At 54.5% G+C, this 18,051-nt stretch carries 17 protein-coding genes; 5 read left to right on the forward strand and 12 right to left on the reverse strand.

The annotated features are described in order from the left end of the window. Nucleotides 1-10: 10 nt before the first annotated feature. Genes J7395_RS18410 through J7395_RS18425 form a run of 4 tightly spaced genes read right to left on the reverse strand, consistent with a single transcriptional unit; the run spans nt 11 to nt 4,531 of the window. Nucleotides 11-316 (reverse strand): hypothetical protein, encoded by a 306-nt coding sequence (locus J7395_RS18410; RefSeq protein ID WP_348541246.1) that lies wholly within the window; start codon nt 314-316, stop codon nt 11-13. Continuing rightward, entirely contained in the window at nt 316-1,656 is a 1,341-nt protein-coding gene (locus J7395_RS18415; protein WP_209223057.1) for an acyclic terpene utilization AtuA family protein, read from the reverse strand. Before J7395_RS18415 ends, J7395_RS18410 begins: the two co-directional genes overlap by 1 nt. Beyond that, nucleotides 1,653-3,518 carry a TRAP transporter fused permease subunit gene (locus J7395_RS18420; RefSeq protein ID WP_209223059.1) on the reverse strand — a complete coding sequence of 622 codons (1,866 nt, stop codon included), beginning with the start codon at nt 3,516-3,518 and terminating at the stop codon, nt 1,653-1,655. The genes J7395_RS18415 and J7395_RS18420 overlap by 4 nt, the downstream gene beginning before the upstream one ends. Before the next feature lie 44 nt (nt 3,519-3,562). Continuing rightward, the gene (locus J7395_RS18425) at nt 3,563-4,531 is read right to left on the reverse strand and encodes a TAXI family TRAP transporter solute-binding subunit (RefSeq protein WP_209223060.1); all 969 of its coding nucleotides are present in this window, start codon (nt 4,529-4,531) and stop codon (nt 3,563-3,565) included. 132 nt (nt 4,532-4,663) lie between these two features. Between J7395_RS18425 and J7395_RS18430 the strand changes: the two genes are divergently transcribed. Continuing rightward, nucleotides 4,664-5,593 (forward strand): LysR family transcriptional regulator, encoded by a 930-nt coding sequence (locus tag J7395_RS18430; protein WP_209223062.1) that lies wholly within the window; start codon nt 4,664-4,666, stop codon nt 5,591-5,593. Here the strand turns inward: J7395_RS18430 and J7395_RS18435 are convergent. The 5 genes from J7395_RS18435 to J7395_RS18455 form a co-directional block, all read right to left on the reverse strand. Next, on the reverse strand, nt 5,581-6,480 hold the full coding sequence (locus J7395_RS18435) for an AraC family transcriptional regulator (RefSeq protein WP_209223064.1): 900 nt from the start codon (nt 6,478-6,480) through the stop codon (nt 5,581-5,583). The two genes, J7395_RS18430 and J7395_RS18435, sit on opposite strands and share 13 nt — an antisense overlap. Nucleotides 6,481-6,634: 154 nt before the next feature. Next, the gene (locus J7395_RS18440) at nt 6,635-7,351 is read right to left on the reverse strand and encodes a GntR family transcriptional regulator (protein ID WP_209223066.1); all 717 of its coding nucleotides are present in this window, start codon (nt 7,349-7,351) and stop codon (nt 6,635-6,637) included. A 53-nt stretch (nt 7,352-7,404) separates the two neighbouring features. Next, entirely contained in the window at nt 7,405-8,685 is a 1,281-nt protein-coding gene (locus J7395_RS18445; protein ID WP_209223068.1) for a TRAP transporter large permease, read from the reverse strand. Further along, complete coding sequence (locus tag J7395_RS18450) at nt 8,685-9,137, reverse strand: TRAP transporter small permease subunit (protein ID WP_209223070.1); 453 nt, start codon at nt 9,135-9,137, stop codon at nt 8,685-8,687. The genes J7395_RS18445 and J7395_RS18450 overlap by 1 nt, the downstream gene beginning before the upstream one ends. An 89-nt stretch (nt 9,138-9,226) precedes the next feature. Then, nucleotides 9,227-10,207 (reverse strand): C4-dicarboxylate TRAP transporter substrate-binding protein, encoded by a 981-nt coding sequence (locus J7395_RS18455; protein WP_209223072.1) that lies wholly within the window; start codon nt 10,205-10,207, stop codon nt 9,227-9,229. 363 nt (nt 10,208-10,570) lie between these two features. Between J7395_RS18455 and J7395_RS21105 the strand changes: the two genes are divergently transcribed. Next, nucleotides 10,571-12,169, forward strand: coding sequence for an adenylate/guanylate cyclase domain-containing protein (locus J7395_RS21105; protein WP_209223074.1), 1,599 nt, complete (start codon nt 10,571-10,573; stop codon nt 12,167-12,169). A 159-nt stretch (nt 12,170-12,328) separates the two neighbouring features. Next, a complete protein-coding gene (locus tag J7395_RS18465) occupies nt 12,329-13,396 on the forward strand; it encodes an EAL domain-containing protein (protein WP_209223076.1) in 1,068 nt (355 codons plus the stop codon). Between the two features lie 65 nt (nt 13,397-13,461). On the opposite strand, the gene J7395_RS18470 is transcribed toward J7395_RS18465, so the two are convergent. Further along, nucleotides 13,462-14,355, reverse strand: coding sequence for an AraC family transcriptional regulator (locus tag J7395_RS18470; protein ID WP_247742276.1), 894 nt, complete (start codon nt 14,353-14,355; stop codon nt 13,462-13,464). Nucleotides 14,356-14,583: 228 nt separating this feature from the next. Here J7395_RS18470 and J7395_RS18475 point away from each other — a divergent pair, with 228 nt between their 5' ends. Further along, nucleotides 14,584-15,504: an EamA family transporter gene (locus tag J7395_RS18475; RefSeq protein WP_062952133.1), complete on the forward strand. Its 921-nt coding sequence runs from the start codon at nt 14,584-14,586 to the stop codon at nt 15,502-15,504. A gap of 64 nt (nt 15,505-15,568) precedes the next feature. Here J7395_RS18475 and J7395_RS18480 read toward each other — a convergent pair whose 3' ends face one another. Continuing rightward, nucleotides 15,569-16,564, reverse strand: coding sequence for a D-2-hydroxyacid dehydrogenase family protein (locus tag J7395_RS18480; RefSeq protein ID WP_209223079.1), 996 nt, complete (start codon nt 16,562-16,564; stop codon nt 15,569-15,571). A gap of 117 nt (nt 16,565-16,681) precedes the next feature. Beyond that, the gene (locus J7395_RS18485) at nt 16,682-17,014 is read right to left on the reverse strand and encodes a hypothetical protein (RefSeq protein WP_209223081.1); all 333 of its coding nucleotides are present in this window, start codon (nt 17,012-17,014) and stop codon (nt 16,682-16,684) included. Between the two features lie 124 nt (nt 17,015-17,138). Here J7395_RS18485 and J7395_RS18490 point away from each other — a divergent pair, with 124 nt between their 5' ends. Beyond that, nucleotides 17,139-18,038, forward strand: coding sequence for a LysR family transcriptional regulator (locus tag J7395_RS18490; RefSeq protein ID WP_209223083.1), 900 nt, complete (start codon nt 17,139-17,141; stop codon nt 18,036-18,038). Nucleotides 18,039-18,051: the final 13 nt, after the last annotated feature.

An 18,051-nucleotide genomic window follows, 5' to 3' on the forward strand; every position in this document is an offset into this window, starting at 1 on the left:
AATGTCGCCCTTATTCAACGGACAAGGTCAGCATCAGGGAACTAAGGCATTTGCCATGCGGATCAAGTGACAGGGACCTTGTAACGCCACCACCAAGGGCATCATGCATGACAAAGTTCAGCGCCTGAATAGCGGGCAACTCATAGCGGATCACCTCGCCCGCAACCAGCCCGGCAAAATGCTGTTTGACGCGATCTACGGTGACTTTTTCCAATATCCGGTCCCAATGTGCCGGGTCGTAGGCAATAACGGAAATGTTGGAAATATTGCCTTTGTCACCTGTTCGGGAATGGGCGATATCGCGTAACAACATCATCAGGCCTCCAATATCTCGATAGTGGTTTTGACCGCTTTTTCGGGCAGAAGACCGGAAACGATTGCAATGATTTCACGCGCCGATTTAGTCACTCCACCACCAGCCGCCGGGCCATTGAGGTAAAGACTTTCGACTTCTTCACCAATACGCGCGGCGTCGGAAATATTGTTGGTACGCCCGACAAAACGTACGCGCACTTCGGGCACACAATCAGGCTGGTCCACAGCACCACTGCCCAGCACCGCATCAACGCCAATAAGTTCCCCTCGCAATTCCTGGCAGTCGATACCCGCAAGACCAATGCGTTCTTTCAGGATATCAAGCGCCAAATGTCCGCGTTCATGCGCACCTGGTCCAGCATATGAAATCTGCCCTTCACCGATACAGGAATCGACATACCCGATTGAAACCTTAAGCTTGCCGGTTCTTGGCTTGCCGTCACCGCCCGAAATCGCGACACGATCCGGACCTATTTCCGAAACTGTCACACCGGAAAAGTCGGCAATGACATCAGGCTGAAGATAGGCAGCGGGATCGTGAACCTCGTAAAGCAGTTGCTCCTTACAGGTTGCAGCAGTAACGCATCCACCGGTTCCTTTAACCTTGGTAATGACCGCCTGACCGTTTTCGTCAATTTCCGCTAACGGAAAACCAAGCCGGGCCAGATCCGGAACATCCTTGAAGCCCGGATCGGCAAAGTATCCGCCGGTGATCTGCCCCCCGCATTCCAGTAAATGCCCAACCAGCGTCCCGCGTCCCAACCGCGTCCAGTCATCCATTTCCCAGCCGAACTCGAAAATCTGGGGTGCCAGAAACATCGCAGGATCGGCCGCACGCCCGGTCAGGATAACATCCGCCCCGCTTGCCAGTGCCTCCACAATAGGTCCGGCACCAAGATAGGCATTGGCAGAAACCAGTTTCCGATCAAACGCCCCCAACAAGCAGCCTGCATCGCCGATATGGAATGTTTCCGGATCAAGTACGGACAAAACATCATCCCCGGTCACAGCCGCGACACGCAAGCCGGAAAGACCGAGTTCGCGGGCCACCGCCAAGGTCTTTTGTGCCGCGGCATGCGGGTTTGCCGCCCCCATATTGGAAATAATGCGAACACCCTTTTCCCGGCAAATTGGCAATACCGCCCTCATGCGCCGTTCCAGCAACGGGTCATATCCGGCATCCGGATTACCCATTCTTGCTTGCTGCGCAAGGGCAATGGTGCGTTCTGCCAGGCATTCAAATACGAGGTAATCGAGATCCCCGTCCCTGACCAGTTCGACAGCAGGCTCTATTCTGTCCCCGGCAAAACCCGCACCTGTTCCGATCCGCAAGGTTTTCATTGCGTTGCCCCCGGAACAGAAGGCTGTTTTTTGCCAAAATAAAACCCGGTGGCAAGCACACCTGCAGCAATAAATGGGGCAAGGGCAAAAGGCCAAAGAGCCAGAACGATCACCACAACCAGCATGCCACGATCAAGCCATAGCTGCCCCCAAAAACGCTGCCCACCCAACAAAGCCGGGATCGCAAACACAAGAACCAGTCCGGACAAAAGGGCATTAAGCACCGATAATGCACCGCCACCGCCGGTCATGCCCGGATACATCAGTAACATGAAGGGCACGATATAGGTCATCGCGCCAAGTCGCACGGCCTCCATCGCCGCGGGCAGCCAGTTGGTCCCGGCAATTCCCGCCCCGACAAATACTGCAACGCAAACCGGCGGCGTAATTACGGAAATCGTCGCAAAATAGAACACAAACAAATGTGCGGTCAGCGGGTCAACCCCGACAGCCGTCATCGCAGGTGCAAGAACCGCAGCAACCAACACATATGCGGCTGTCGTCGGCAATCCCATCCCCATCACCATGCAGACAAGACCGACCACAATCGCGACCAGAACGGTCGAATCACCGGCAAAAGAGACAATCAGCGAGCTTAGCGTCACCCCGATCCCGGTCAGATTGATCATGGAAACAAGAATTTGCGCCCCGGCAAGCAACACACCAATGATCACCATCCCTTTTCCGGCGTCAGCAATCCCGGCCAGAACGCGATGAGCCATGGTTTTCACCGAAAGGGCTCCATAGGATGTGGCAACAAACGCCACAAGCAATCCGCCAATTCCGTAAAAGGCAGACGTCGCAACCGACCGCCCCATGAATATCCCGATCCCAAGGCCCAAAAGGGCGGCAAAAATCGGCAAAACACGGCGCAATTGCAGAATTTCGGACCATGACGGTAATTCATCTTCCGGCACGAGGCGCAGGTTGCGCCGAACCGAAACAATATGCACGGTGACAAAAACAGAAAGATAAAACAGTAAGGCCGGAATGACCGCAGCAACCATCACATCGACATACGAAATGCCAAGAATTTCCGCCATCACAAAGGCAGCTGCCCCCATGATCGGCGGTGCAATCTGTCCGCCCGTCGACGCCACGGCTTCGACAGCTGCGGCAAACGGCGCCGGATAGCCAAGTCGACGCATCATCGGAATGGTAAAGTTGCCAGTCGTGGCAACATTCGCAACGGCCGATCCGGAAATCATCCCGAACAGGCCGCTGGCAATGGTTGCGATTTTCGCAGCACCACCCGCCTGTCGACCGCCCAACCGCATGGCAAGGTCCATAAAGCTTTGCCCGCCGCCGGTATGCAGCAAAAGCGCCCCGAACAGCACAAAGGCAGCAATAACAGTTGCAGCAACCCCGGTCAGCATGCCCCAAACACCAAGATCGCCAAGGAAAATGGTTTCGGTGACAAAGGCAGCGTCAAAGCCGCGATGACCAAGACTGCCCGGAAGATTATCGCCCAATAGTGCATAAGCCAGGCCGATCACGACCAGTGCCGGGAAAATGATACCCACGGCACGGCGACCGACTTCCAGAACCGCGAGAACAAGTCCTGCTGTCAAAACCATGTCCAGCGTCGTCGCCCACGGCAAAGAAGTCATGATTTCATCGTAATTCACAACGATATAGCTGCATGCGCAAAGGGCAATCGCGGCAATCAGCACATCGATGCAAAAACCCAGTTTGCGCCAGGGCCGTTCGTGCCCCAACGGATAGATGGCAAGTCCCAGACAAACCACCAGCGCAAGAAAAATCGCCCGCTGGATAAGACTTTCAAATGGTCCTGTCGCTGCCGTATAGAAAACAAAGGCACCAACCAGCAGTGCAAGCCCGCTTTGAACGCGATCCAACATGACGATTTTCCCTGATATTCTTTTTATATGATTATATGGCTGACTTATTGCTTCGCCGGATCAAGCCGTGCCGGGATTTCGATCCCCTGTTCACGGAACCATTTCGCAGCCCCCGGATGCAACGGAATTGTCGCGTATTGTAAGGTCAGTTTCGCAAGATCAACGCCCTTGACACTGGCCATCGCGGCCCCCTGTACTTCCTTGTCTTCCATCGCCGCCTTAACGATCTGATAAGCGGTTTCTTCGGACAGATCGGGACCGGCACCGACACCTACGCCAAAGCTCCAGGTCGTGTAGGCAGGAACACCATCCGCCGCACCAGCCGGAACATCAACCACGGAAACATCCGGCATCTTTTCAATCAGGGTTGCCTTCTGATCATCCGTCAGGCCAAGCACGCGAATGGGGGTAAAGGTCGCGATATCAATCGTTGAACTGTCAAGCTTTTCACCGGCACCGGATTTTACGTAACCCGCCACACGGTTGTCCTTGATCATGTCGACAACATCCGTTGTCGACCCGCGCACGTAATCCGCGCTCAGACCAAGAGCATTGAAAACCGCCTCGGTTGTGCTTTCGGTTGCCGATCCCTTGATCCCCGGATTGAAGCGGACATCGGCAAGACCCGCAAGACTTTCGACACCGGCATCATCGCGCACGATCACGTTTTGTGGTGCACCGGTATAAACCCACAAAAGCCCCAGATCCATTGCATGACCTTCAAACTTGTTGGTTCCGGCAACGGCATGCTGGGCAACGTTTGTCGTCACAAGCCCAAGGTCAATCTGTTTGCGTTCTATGCGACGCAAATTATCCATTGTGGCACCGGTCTCAACAACCGATGCCTCGATATCGGCAACATTGTCATTGATCAGTTTTGCCACAGCGACGAAGTAGCCATAGTGGCTTGACGATGCCGAGGTCGAACCAATCAGCAGCTTTTGCTGGGCGAAAGCCGGAAACGAAAGACCAATAGCCATCGCTCCGGCAAGAGCGATCTTCATCATTTTCATAGGATATTCCTCCCTAAGCCCCGTGGGGCATTTTGTACTGCGGATATTTTTCAGTTTGTTTTCCGTCAGCCATACCAAAGCTTGCCCTATAACTTTTGTTGCCTGAAGTGATTAAAATGACATAATTAATGCATGAAACGCATCAATATTGACATGAATGAAATCCGGGCCTTCATTCTTTTGTCCGAAAGCGGAAGTTTTCGGGCAACGGCAGACAAACTTGGCCTTTCGGGATCAGCACTAAGCCGGCAAATCAGCCGACTTGAACAACGCACCGGCACGCGCCTGTTTGACCGCGATACGCGCAATGTCGCCCTGACCCAACAGGGCAGCGTTTTTCGTCATCTCGCCGAACGGATGCTTGGTACGGCCGAAAATGCGCTGTCTGAATTTGATTCCTATCTTGCCGCACGACGCGGACGCCTGACAATTGCCGGTCTTCCATCCGTTACGGCCGGCTTGCTGCCGCCACTGATTTCCAGTTTCATGGACGCTCATCCCGATATTGATGTGCAGATCAACGATGTTCTTTCGGACGGTGTGATCCGCGAAGTCGAAATGGGTCAGGCCGATCTTGGTTTTACCGCAGGTGTGGTTCAGGCGACCGATAACCTGTCCTTTCAAAAACTGCTGACGGACCGATTCATTGCGGTTGGTGCGCCCGGCGGCATCCTTGATGAAAAACGTCCCTACACATGGGAAGAACTGATTGCCGAGCCGATTGTCGCCATGGCATCGGGCACAAGTGTCCGCACATTGATTGATGCAGCCTGCGCACAAAACAACATTCCCTTCCGCCCCCGGTTCGAGGTGTCCCATCTTGCCACAGCCGGAGCCTTCGTTTCACAAGGTTTGGGCGTGACAGCCCTGCCCGCGCTGACCCTTCCGGTTTTGGGGCGGGAACCGTTGATATTCCGGCCATTGGAAAAGCCGGAACTACTGCGACATATTGGACTAATCTGGCGATCCGGGCGCACCCTTTCCCCGGCGGCGATGGCCTTCCTTGAGCTGGTGCGGCGAAGCGACCTGAAATCGCATATTCCCGATGATTATGACTGGTAGGATGAACCGTCACTTGCCGTGGCCGACCCGCGCCGAAGCGCAATCGGTGCATGTCCGAACCGCCGGGAAAAGGCGCGTGAAAACGCGCTTTGATCGGTGAAGCCGACCTCTCGTGCGATATTGCCAAGTGTCATGGTATTTTTCCGATCGCCAAGCATCGCATGGGCGCGCTGCAATCTTTGTTCACCAAGCCATCGCATCGGCGTTGTCCCCAGATGGCGCTGGAAGGTGGCAAATAGCGCGCTTTCCGATTGCGCTGTAATCATTGCCATTTCAGAAATCCCAATCGGTTCGGACAGGCGCAGCTCAATCCAGGCAAGCAACCGTTGCAACCGCATCGGAATACCCTGACCGGAATCAGCATCGCGGCCCTGCGCGGCTGCCGAATGGCCAAGCACCTCACGCAAGGCTTGGCAAATGAAGGCATCATCGGCAAAGGCACTTTCGCAGGTCGCATTCCCCGCCATATGCAGCAATGAGAGATTTTCCGGCTGAAGGTTTCCCTGCCCGTCAGGGGCGATGCGCCGTATCCGCGATATCGCCCGCTCTTGCTCAAGCCCCTGCAAAAGGCCGTTTAAATGTCCCGCATATCCCGCCACGACTTCAAGATAGGGCGATGCCCCCGCCTGATGCCAAAGCCTTTCAAGACCAGTCTGCGCCGCGACTTCGGTATCGACATCAAGCACAAGAAACCGGTTCATCCCCACCGCCCGATAGGCATGGGTGTCGCCCGCCGGAACAAAGGCCAGTTTGCGACCGGAAACACATCCGCCGCGCCCTTCTATCTCAAGCTCAAGCATGCCAAGATCGGCAATGATGATCTGGTGAAAATCATCATGGCTGTGACTGGCGGCTTCAGACCGGTACTGGCGAAAACTTGTTTGCATTTCTGTTCCTTTTCAGGAGCCACACGATATGCGATTGCAGCAGTTCCGCAAAGCCCCTCGGCACCCGAAATCCGGACAAACAAAAATCCGGCGAGGCGTTTACCACGAACGCCTCGCCGGATTGCACCGGTCGCCCGGGAGGAAGGCCAAAACCTTATGAAAACAGTTCCCTGTTTTCTTCGACGATCTGCGGTAAACGTTCCATCGTCCCTGAAAGGTGCTTGCGCATTTCAGAACTGGCCAGATTTCCGTTACCAGACTGGATCGCTGCAATAACCGCCTTGTGCCCCTCAAGCACCGAAAGCATTTTGCCTGCACGCGGCAGATCAAGCATGCGAACGCGTGCCAGGTGGCCGCTTCGCGCCGTTACCTGCACATGCAGGTTGGACTGGTTCACACCGGTAAACAGGGCGGCATGAAACGTCTCGTCAAGCTGCTTGAACAGATCGATCTGTTCGATATCGCCAGCAAGCGCTTCCTGCATTTTGATAATGCCCTTGGCTTTGACAACCGCGCCGGTTTCGCCCATTTCCGCCAATTGCCGAACAACTTCGCATTCCGCAGCAACGCGCAGAAAATGTTCTTCGCGAATGCGGGCAACATCTATCTTGGTCACAATGGTGCGCGACTGGGGATAGGATACAACGAGCCCGTCCTGTTCCAGACGCATGATGGCTTCACGCACCGGGGATTGACTGACTTTGAAGCTTTCGGCCAGTTCCGCCCGAACCAGTGTTGTTTCAGGCGGAAGTGACAGCGAAATGATCCGGCTTCTGATTTCCTCATACACAAGTGCCGAGGCCGGAACATGCGCATTGGCTTTTATCCCGCCATCCTGAACAGGCATGAAACCGCCCATAAATGTGTTCATCTTCACTCAACTCCCCGGCAATTGCGCAATGCCTGCATCCTTTGGGTCCCTAATTACATCAAGGCGTTGGGCAATAACAACGTCAAGCTTGGCACTGCCGCCATCAGAATGAAAAATACCGCCATCGCAATGAAGAACGGGATAGATGCCCGGGTATAAGCACCGGTTTTGACATCAAGAATGCCGCAAACCGTAAACATGATGACCCCGACCGGCGGCGTGAGTCCGCCAAAGTTGATCAGCGTCACGATCAAAATCCCCATATGGACCGGGTCATATCCGGCATTGACCAGAACCGGCATGACAATCGGTGTGACCAGAAGGATATTTGCCGCCCCTTCAAGGAACATGCCACTGATGACAAGAACCGCAACAACAAGGGTCAGGATCAGAACCGGGTTTTCGGTAAGCGTTGTGACAAATTCGGTGATCTGCTGGGGTGCACGTTCGATGGTCATGGCATAGCCAAGAACGGCAGCCATAATGATCAGCAACATCACCATTCCAAGATCGGAAACAGAACCGGTCACTGCCTCGTAAAGCTTTTTCCAGTCCAGTTCCCGATAAACGAAAAACCCGACACAAAGCGCATAAAAAACAAGGAAAGCCCCTGCCTCGGTCGCAGTAAACAGGCCGAACCGGAAACCGACGATCAGAATAACCGGAAATGCCAGTGCCCAGATACTTTCCGAAAAGCTCGACCAAAGTTCTTTTGCACTCGGCACCGTTGGCAGATCGGGTTTGTAGCCGTTTTTATGCGCCACAAACCAGGATGTGATCATCAGAACAATCGTCAGGAAAATGCCGGGCAAAATCCCCGCTAGGAACAGACGACCGATCGAAACCTCATTCACAAACCCGAACAGGATCAAACCGATGCTTGGCGGAATGGTCGCGGTGATAACCGACCCGAAGGCAAGAACCGCAGCCGTTGATGCCTTGGAATAACCCTGCTTGATCATACTGGGCCCCAGAAGGCGCGCCTCCATCGAGGCATCGGCAACAGCCGAGCCCGAAATCCCGCCCATCATGAAGCTTAAAACGATGGAAACCTGCGCCAGGCCCCCGGCCATCCAGCCGGTCAGTAGACGGGCAAATTTGACCAGGCGGAACGTAATCCCCGTCACATTCATCAGGTTTCCGGCAAGGATAAAGAACGGCACGGCCAAAAGTGGGAAGCTTTGTGTTGCCGTTACCATTTTCTGGATCACAACGGTTGGCGGCATGGCCCCGGTCAGAATGAAGACCGGCACCGAAGCAAGTGCCAGGGCAAAGGCGACAGGCATTCCGATGATCAGAAAAACCGTAAATAGTACCGCAATCAGTATCAGCATCAGAACAGCCCCCTGCTTCGAATTCGTTCGACAAGTTTAAACACCATGGTCCGCATCAACAGGAGCAGACCGACAACCATCGAAGCATGGATGTAAGAGGCATGAATTTGCGTTGCGCCGACAAGACGGGGATGCATCAAAATCATGTTGCCCCACGCGTAATACAGCAGAAACGCAAGGAAGCTGATGATCACGACGATGTTGAACAGCTCGACCAGATCGCGTGCTTTCGGGGATATGTTGTCTTGCAGAATCTGGAGACCGAAATGCCGGTTTTCCTGCATGCCAATGTCTGCAGCCAGCATGCAAAGCCAGACAAAAATCAGCTGGGCCATTTCAATCGACCAGATAATCGGTGATCCCATGGCCCTGGCAATTGACGCAACACCGACAAGAATGACGACCGCAACCAGCAGAATCCCGGCGCAGGCAAACTCAATTTGCTTGAGCATGTATTCCATTCCATCTTGAAGTTTGAAGTGCGTTGCCCCGCATCCGGAACAACGCACATTCGAAAGGCACGTTAATTGTCACCGGGAAATCAGCGGCCAAGAACTTTATTAACGATGGCGGCTTCCGCTTCGAGATCAAGCTGCTTGTAAACCGGCTTTACAGCTTCCTTGAACGGTGCAAGATCGACTTCGCTGACTTCAACACCGCTTGCGGCAACATCTTCAAGAGCTTTTTCGCCAAGTTCGATGGTCAGTTGCGATGCATAGCGGCCATCCTCGACCGCAAGATCACGAACGATTTTCTGGTTCTCGGAGGAAATGTCATCCCATGCATCGGCACCGACGACCAATGCGGTAACAAGCTGAATATGGCCGGTCTTGGTCACATTCTTGATCACTTCATACAGTTTGGCATTCCAGATTGCGGTCGGCTGGGCTTCGGCACCATCAATCGTGCCAAGCTGCAAGGCAGTGTAAACTTCGCCCCAGGCAATCGGGGTTGGCTCGGCACCCATCGCGCGGATGGTTTCGATCCAGACTGGCGCACCGATTGTCCGCATTCGGACACCGGCAAGATCAGCAGGGCTTGAAACCGGGTGCTGCGTCAGGGCATGGCGCGCGCCCTGATACCAGTTCGATGCAATCATCACGAGGCCGGACTTCTCGCGAAGCTCGTCACCCCAGGCGATATATTCATCCGAAAGGGCAAATTTGTCGGCCTGCTCGTAATTATCAAACAGGAACGGTGCCGACATGATCGCCAGCGAAGGAACGAAACTTGAAAGACGGGCAACATCGGTGACCGTTCCAATCGCGGCACCGGCACGGGCCTGATCGATCATCTCGGTGGTGTCGCCAAGCTGCGAATTGTGGAAAACCTCGATAACCACTTCACCATTGGTGGCTTTTTCCACATCAAGCTTGAACTTCTCAAGCCCCTGCCCCATCGGGTCATTCGGTGCGAGAACAGTCCCGATGCGAAGCGTCGTTGCAGCCGTCGCAGGCATGCCTGCGGCAAGCGCCCCGGCAAGCACGGCACAGATTCCAAGTGTTTTCACAGTAAAGTTCATTATGGAAGTCCTCCCGTTGGATTGGCGTTTTTGCCATTAATTGATATTTTAGTTTGTTTGAAATTTTAGATATGCGAGATCAATCTTGTCAACTGATTTCTCAACTTGTTAAAATTCATCAAAATCAACAACTTAAATAGATTTATCAATTCTTCAGGCCGAGACTTGTAATAAACTTGGAAATGATTAGCCCCCCGCTCCAAAAACGAAAACGGCGATCCGGAGCTGCCATATTCTGTACAAAGCCCCATCACATTTACCGGTCATCTTCGACAGACACGAAATAATCCGCATCACACGGAACCGTGACTGAACCCTGCGGCAACGCGACGCGTAAAACGTGCAAAACAACAGGATCACACCGTGACAACGGATACCGGGCACGCGCACACCTCCTCGCCCATTGTCGGGCAACCCGTATCGGACAGCACCATTGCGCCCGGTCACGCCATGCTTGTCCGCTACATTCTGTCGATGGCGGGCATGGCCTTCATCGATGTGTGTTTTTCCGGCGCTTATGTTCTGATCTCGGGCAACTTTTCGGTCATCTGGCGGGCGGCCATCATTAATGCCGTTATTCTGGTTGCCCTCAATACCGCCGGGGCAATTTTGATTTTCCAACCGATTTTGCGGATGATCAATGCACTAGCGCACCAGCAGCCCATCAAACGCAGTACCGGCCTACGGCGCCTGCGCAAGCTTCATGTTCTTTCCGCAATCTGGGCCTTCATGGTCGGGCTTGCCTATTGCCTCGCCGCATTCGGTCTTGGCACCTTCAACGTCAATCAGGCCGACCTGCCAGAGGTTGATCTGGCAACCAAAATCTACGCCGCGTCATGGTTCAGCTTTGCTTATGCCGCACATTTTGCGATCTATGCGTTTTTCGCCTCGGCCGACTGTGCTGAAATCATTCGCAAACAGACACATGATCTTTGGGGAATTGAATATCATCCCGGACGCGGGCGCATCGGATTACGCTTGGCTATTGTGATCCTGGCCTTGACCATGATTTCATCGGTAGCCATTCTGCTTGATATTACGCTGTTTCGCGATATCCGTGCAGCACAGGGGCTAAGCGTTGAGCAAGCCGTGATCCTTGACGTAATTGCAACGGAAACTGCTGCCGTTTTGTGTCTGTTTTTCATCAGCCGCACCCTTACCCGTCCGATCGGACAATTGACCGAAGCCGTGCGTGAAATCGGCGCAGGACAAACCACAACCCGTATCGCCGTCACCAGCGACGATGAAGTCAGCCGACTGGCATTCGAATTTAATCGAATGGCTGCGGGGCTGGAGGAAAAAGACCGAATGCGCCGTGCGTTCGAACGCTATGTCAGTCAGGATGTTGTCGAACTGGCCATGAAACGTGAACAAAGCGGCGATCCCCGCGCGGCCGGGGAGCTTCGCTTTGCCACGGTAATGTTTACCGATATCAGCGGCTTTACGCGCCTGTCGGAGGATATGGAACCGGCTGATGTCATTGCCCTGCTGAACGAATATTTCGATCTGGTCAATGCACCGATACGCAATCACCGCGGTGTGGTTCTGAACTATGTCGGCGATGCACTTCATGCCGTGTTCAATGTCCTGCACGAAGATCCTGATCACGCTGCCAACGCCGTACGGGCGGCCATTACCATGCAAAACATTACCCGCCATCATAAATTCGCAGGCACCATGAATGTCCAAACACGGATCGGTATTCATTCCGGGCCGGTGGTTGCCGGCCCTGTCGGATCGGGGGACCGGATTGATTTCACCATTCAGGGCGACACGGCCAATCTTGCATCGCGCCTTGAAGCCATGAACAAGGAAACCGGCACCGAGATTCTGATCAGCGCCGCAACCCGAGAACTGGTCAATGCCTCCACGGGCGGGACAATTGCCTTTAAAGCCCTGGGTTTCTTTACCATTCGTGGTCGCCAGCAACCGGTTGACCTGTTCACCATTTCAGATGAGTAAATTGGCTTTTCCGATATGCCAGTCCGCACCTAAATGCGCCGCTCGAAATTTAGCCTTTTTTGCCGAACCCCAATCCCATATGTTTTAATGAAATAATTCATCATCTTGCAAGATGACGGGCCTTCGGGTGAGCAGGCATACCTAAAAGCGGAGACGATTTTGACCTTCTGCGAAAAGTGCGATCAGATACCGGAAATTGCGCCGAGCGAAGGCCGCCTTTACCTTTGGCCACCCGTTGCACATACAACCGGTAAAATTCTCGCAAATATCAAAAAGTTGGGGCATTCGGCAGAAAAAAGCGCATCGGTTGCAACGCTTTATCTTGATTATGTTCGTCCGGGTCTGCGCCCGCTGATTGATGCAATTTCCGAAAACCTGCTGCCCGAGGAAATCGCCGATACCAAGGCGTTGATTATGGCTGGCAGCATGGAACCGCAACTTGACGACATTACGCGCGTCACCTCGCTTGGTGCCATTCGCGCACAGATCGGTGCCGAATGGCTGGGCGACATGCTGCGGGACAATCGCCTGAAATCCGTTTTTCAACCGATTTTTGCGGCTGAAAACATCACCAAGCCCTATGCGCACGAATGCCTGATCCGCGGGACCGATAAAACCGGCAATGTCATCACTCCGGATAAGTTGTTTGGCGCGGCTCAATCAGCCGATTTGCTGTTCCAGCTTGACCGGGCGGCCCGTGCGGCAAATGTTCGCAACGCGCACGAAGCTGGCATTTCGGGCAATCTGTTTATCAACTTTACGCCAAGTTCGATCTACGATCCGGATTCCTGCCTGCGTACAACGATTGACGTCGTTTCGGAATGCGGGTTGGATCGCAATAAGGTTGTCTTTGAAGTTATCGAAACCGAAAAAGTGCGGAGTATCGAGCATCTTGGCGCGATTTTGAAATCCTATCGCGATTCAGGATTTCGGGTTGCACTGGACGATGTCGGATCGGGCTATTCGACCCTGAACATGCTGCCGCAATTGCAACCCGACATCATTAAAATCGACCGGGATCTGATCGATCATGTTGATCAGGATAAATACAAACAGGCCATCGTCAGCAAGCTGATCGACCTGGCCAAACAGCTCGACATCGATGTCGTCGCAGAAGGAATTGAACGCCAGGGCGAACTTGATTTCCTGACCGATTACGGCGTGGATTATGTGCAAGGGTATCTGCTTGGAAGGCCAAATGCCGTGCCTTTTGCCGATGGCGCATAAGCCCTATCCAATTATTCTGTGACGCCATCTCTTGCCTACAGGGACGAGACATGTACGCCCCGCAGTTACCGGGCGACGCTTCGGAATTTTGCCGGGGTCAGACCGGTGAAACCGCTAAACCTTGTGGTCAGATGGGCCTGGCTTGAAAAGCCGGTGGCATGCGCGATATCGGCAACCGACAGTGCCGGATCACGCAACATCTGTTTTGCGGCCTCGATCCGGCGACGCAGAACATATTTATGCGGTGCCTCGCCCACGGACTGGCGGAACATACGCGCGAAATGATATGGCGAAAGCCCCGCCTCGGCCGAAATTTGTTCAAGTGAAAGCGGCTGATCCAGATTGGCTTCGATAAAATCAAAGACCCGGCGTCTGATTTGCGGTGACAAGCCGCCCCGTACCCGAAATTCCAGATCCCGTTTCGAGGAATAGCTGCGCAGCATATGTCCCATCAGCATCTGCCCCGCACTCGACATTGCCATACGATCAGCCGGAGCATCCCAGTCCAGCGGCAACATGGCATGGCGGATTGTCTGCTCGATCAGGGGATCAAGGAAAAAGGTCTTTTCAGGGACTTCGACGGCGTTGGGTTCGATGTCGAACGCCTCGACCACCGCGCGTTCCCATGCAGAATGCGGGATATAAAGGTGGAACAGCTCGACCTCGCCATTGACCACCCAGTCCGATGTCAGATGTGCCGGCATCAGACAACAGCGCCCCGGCCCGCCACCAGTTAGCGGATCGGGTCCGATCTGGCGTTTAATGCCGGTGCCTCCGTTGACATAGAGGCTGATGGTGTGATGGTCGGGATCGGTATAGCGGGTCATGACATCCGCATTGCGCCGCCAGTGTGCGGCCGAAATGCTGTCGCCAAAATCGCCCGCATTCAGCAGTTCGGCATCACCGATCAGCTGATTGTAGACTTCAAAATTCTGGTATCGACCATTGGGCACAAACATCTGCACGTCCTGTTTCTGAGGCCTGATCATCGCATTGCGGCACCATATTGCAAAGCCCGTCGTGCGAATGGCTGCATTGATTTGCGCAAGATTGTGAAAAACACCGCAAGTTCGTGAAAGCCGTACATCGCCCAAACAGTCTATAAACGGGCTTGGGATATGCCCCACATATCGACCTTGTCCTGTTTTTCGCCCTGCCCCTCTCGTCACCGGAGTTGCCCCGTTATCATGACCGCCCTGCTTTTTCTGATCGTCACGGCCTGCTGGGGATTTACCTGGTATGCGATCAAGCTCCAGATCGGGCCGATCCCGATTGAAATGTCGATATTCTACCGCTTCCTGCTAGCCGCCGTGGTGTTGTGCGGTTTTCTGATCCTGTCGCGCAAATGGCGACCGGTTCCGTGGCGGGCTCATCCTTGGATCGTGCTTCTCGGCTGCGGGCTGTTTGGCATCAACTTTATCCTGATGTATTCGGCCACCGGCTATATCGCATCGGGGATTGTTGCGGTGATCTTTACCACCTCGACCATTTTCAATGCGCTTGGCAATTGGGCCTTTTATGGACAGCGGCCGGGTCTGCGCTTTGTCTTTGGGGCGGCATTTGGCCTTGGCGGTATTGCCTGTCTGTTTGCCAATCAGATTTATGCCCTGTCGCATAATCCGCATGCCATCACCGGCCTTTTGTTCGCCCTTGGCGGAACGGCGGTGTTTAGCATGGGTAACATGGTGTCGGTCAAACTGAACGCCATGGGTATTCCCAACCGCGATGCGGTGGCGCGTGGCATGGCCTATGGCGCTGTATTGCTGTTCATCTTTGCACTGCTGCGCGGTCAGACCCCGGTCATGCCGACCGATCCGGTCTATATCGGCGGTCTTCTGTATCTGGCCATACCGGGTTCGGTCGTTGCCTTCATTGCCTATCTGGCGCTGGTGCATCGGGTCGGTGCAGGACGTGCGGCCTATGTCACCGTGCTCTTCCCGGTGGTGGCCCTTACGGTTTCCACCTTCCTTGAAGGCTATGTCTGGACCCCGATTGGTGCCACCGGCCTTGTGATGATCTTCCTTGGCAACATCACGATATTTGCCCGCCTGCCCGGCGCAAAAGCCAGAGCGGCCAAATCGGCAGCAGCCAAATCAGCAAAGGCATAAATGAAAACGGCCGCCGGGGACCTTCCGACGGCCGTTTGCCATTGCGGGCTTGCTGTTGCCGCCCCTATGCCGGTTTGGCTTTGCGTCCCTGCCAGACTTCGGGGTTGATCATATGGATCGGATCGCCATTGGCATAGGCGACCACCTGATCGAAAATATCGCCAAACTGCATGTCCAGTTCGTCCTCGGTGACGAAACCGACATGCGGGGTTGCCAGTACATTGGGATGATTGGCAAACCGGTCATCCGGGTCGGTTAAGGGTTCGGTATCGAGCACATCCACCGCCGCCTTCCCCGGACGCCCGGCATCAAGGGCCGCCAGAAGCGCCCCCGGCACCACCAGCCCGGCCCGAGATGTGTTGACAAACAGGCTTCCGGGTCGCATCCGTGCGAGATCATCGGCCGTAATCGTGCCACGGGTTTCCGGGGTCAGGCGCATATGCACCGTGATGATATCGGGTGCTGCAAAGAACGCCTCGCGTGACGCGGCAACATCAAGGCCATCATCAATAGCAGCCTTGCGCGATGCCTCGGACGCCCAGACCAGCACATTCATCCCGAACGCCTTGGCATAGCCCGCGACCACGCGCGAAATCTTGCCATATCCGAGGATACCGATTGTTCGCCCACGCAATGTCTTGCCTATCCCCATCTGCCACTGTCCGGCTTTGAGCGACGCGTTCTGTTCGACGATCTGGCGGGCCGATGCCGTGATCAGCGCCCAGGTCATTTCCGCCGCCGCATAGGATGGTGCCTTGCCCGCCCCCTGTTTCGAACACAGCAACACACCGCGTTTCGTGCAGGCATCGACATCAATATGCGGATAGGCACTGCGCTGGCTGATCAGTTTGACCCCCGGCAAATGTGCCAGCAATTCATCGGTGATTTTGGTGCGTTCGCGAAAAAGCACGACCGCCTCCGCATCGCCAATCGCGCGCGCCAGCTCTGCCGGATCGTCATATTTCTGCCGAAGGATCGTCACGTCATGCCCGGCCAGTTTTTCATAACAGGGCAAATGAAAAATGCTGTCGAGATAGTCGTCAAGAATTGCGATCTTCATTCCAAATCCCGCTATGTTTACCGTATGTAACGGTGTTTATTCGCCGTGATCACGGCACTTTGGGCGATACTCGCACCGAGAGAATGGTGGTGCAATACAGATCGTCCATATCCAGCTCTATCGCCCTTTCCACCTTTGCTTTTCCTTCCGGTTTGCCTCTATGCGATCCTGTAAAAACAGTGAAAGCCGCCAACCGGGATTGTGCCGACTGGCCATAAGGCTGCGCTTGGCTGCGATCACATCACCATGCCCTACCCCATAGATGTCTTGCAGCATCCAGTCTTCCATCGCCAGCATAGCGTCAACCTCGCGCAGGTTCCGCCGATACGCTTCGCGACGCACGCGCCATTTGGCCCCAAAACCCGTCATTCTGGCCCACACCCCATCGGACCTGCTGGTCACGTCGGTTTTGGCGGCTACCGTCGGCTCGCATGAAATTTGCGCTGCCATGGCCATCATCCTTTTCAAGTTTTCCCAATCACTGATAGCGAGATGATGAGGATTTCTTATTGATGAGACAAACGAGAAGATTTAACATCTTTGATTGAAAAAACTCATAAATTGGCAATCACATATGTCCTCTTTGCCCGGAAACCTGCCAAATCTTGATCTTGATCTGGCGCGGACCTTTGTCGCGATTTGTGAAACCGGCAACTTTTCGCGCGCGGCAGAACGGGTCAATCGCAGTGCCTCGGCCATCAGTCTTCAGGTCAAGAAGCTTGAGGAAATTATCGGATGCAGCCTGTTTGAACGCGAAACCCGCCGGGTGCGACTGACCCCGGATGGCGAGGTTTTATTGGGTTTTGCACGACGTCTTCTGCAGCTCAATGATGAGGTCATGTCACGCTTCCGCACCCCGGATTTTGCAGGGAAAGTGCAGCTTGGCGTGCCCAATGACAATGGGATCATCGCAATTCCCGAAATCATGCGCCGTTTTGCCATCAGCCACCCGCATGTCGAGGTCGATGTCTTTCTCGGCCCGACCGCAAGGCTGCGCCAGCGCATTGCCGACGGCACCACCGATATCGCCGTTTTCAGCTATGACCCCGAACTTGATCCGCAACCGCCAATCCATAGTGAACCGCTTGTCTGGCTTGGTGCACGCAACGGAATGGCGATTGAAAAACGCCCGCTTCCGGTCGCACTGGCCGAACCGGGATGTTATTGGCGGGCGATGGCATTGCGGGCGCTTGACGAGGCCGGGATCAATTACCGCGTTGCCTATACCAGCGAATTTTGTCAGGCCCAGATTGCCGCAACCGAGGCTGACCTTGCGATCTGTCCAGTCCCGATCAGCGTGATTTCCGATCGCCTGATCCATCTTGATGCCCGCCATGGACTGCCCGAGCTTGGCGAATACCGAATAACCCTGGCCAAGCGTCCCGGTACCGGCCCGGCAGAGGATGCCCTGGCGGAGCATGTCGTGAGCAGTTTTAAAATGGCGGCAGAGCGCGGCATGCGTCTTTTTGCCTGAGCATTTTGATAGC

This window comes from Thalassospira sp. A3_1 (genome assembly GCF_017744215.1).
Classification (GTDB): Bacteria; Pseudomonadota; Alphaproteobacteria; order Rhodospirillales; family Thalassospiraceae; genus Thalassospira; species Thalassospira lucentensis_A.

What these genes read in the sequence shown, in the direction of transcription:
- J7395_RS18410 (WP_348541246.1), bottom strand. Translation starts at nt 316, where the DNA reads ATGATGTTGTTACGCGATATCGCCCATTCCCGAACAGGTGACAAAGGC.
- J7395_RS18440 (WP_209223066.1), bottom strand. Translation starts at nt 7,351, where the DNA reads ATGAACACATTTATGGGCGGTTTCATGCCTGTTCAGGATGGCGGGATA.
- J7395_RS18490 (WP_209223083.1), top strand. Translation starts at nt 17,139, where the DNA reads ATGTCCTCTTTGCCCGGAAACCTGCCAAATCTTGATCTTGATCTGGCG.
- J7395_RS18480 (WP_209223079.1), bottom strand. Translation starts at nt 16,564, where the DNA reads ATGAAGATCGCAATTCTTGACGACTATCTCGACAGCATTTTTCATTTG.
- J7395_RS18485 (WP_209223081.1), bottom strand. Translation starts at nt 17,014, where the DNA reads ATGGCAGCGCAAATTTCATGCGAGCCGACGGTAGCCGCCAAAACCGAC.
- J7395_RS18470 (WP_247742276.1), bottom strand. Translation starts at nt 14,355, where the DNA reads ATGTTTGTGCCCAATGGTCGATACCAGAATTTTGAAGTCTACAATCAG.
- J7395_RS18430 (WP_209223062.1), top strand. Translation starts at nt 4,664, where the DNA reads ATGAAACGCATCAATATTGACATGAATGAAATCCGGGCCTTCATTCTT.
- J7395_RS18445 (WP_209223068.1), bottom strand. Translation starts at nt 8,685, where the DNA reads ATGCTGATACTGATTGCGGTACTATTTACGGTTTTTCTGATCATCGGA.
- J7395_RS18475 (WP_062952133.1), top strand. Translation starts at nt 14,584, where the DNA reads ATGACCGCCCTGCTTTTTCTGATCGTCACGGCCTGCTGGGGATTTACC.
- J7395_RS18425 (WP_209223060.1), bottom strand. Translation starts at nt 4,531, where the DNA reads ATGAAAATGATGAAGATCGCTCTTGCCGGAGCGATGGCTATTGGTCTT.
- J7395_RS18435 (WP_209223064.1), bottom strand. Translation starts at nt 6,480, where the DNA reads ATGCAAACAAGTTTTCGCCAGTACCGGTCTGAAGCCGCCAGTCACAGC.
- J7395_RS18420 (WP_209223059.1), bottom strand. Translation starts at nt 3,518, where the DNA reads ATGTTGGATCGCGTTCAAAGCGGGCTTGCACTGCTGGTTGGTGCCTTT.
- J7395_RS18455 (WP_209223072.1), bottom strand. Translation starts at nt 10,207, where the DNA reads ATGAACTTTACTGTGAAAACACTTGGAATCTGTGCCGTGCTTGCCGGG.
- J7395_RS18415 (WP_209223057.1), bottom strand. Translation starts at nt 1,656, where the DNA reads ATGAAAACCTTGCGGATCGGAACAGGTGCGGGTTTTGCCGGGGACAGA.
- J7395_RS18450 (WP_209223070.1), bottom strand. Translation starts at nt 9,137, where the DNA reads ATGCTCAAGCAAATTGAGTTTGCCTGCGCCGGGATTCTGCTGGTTGCG.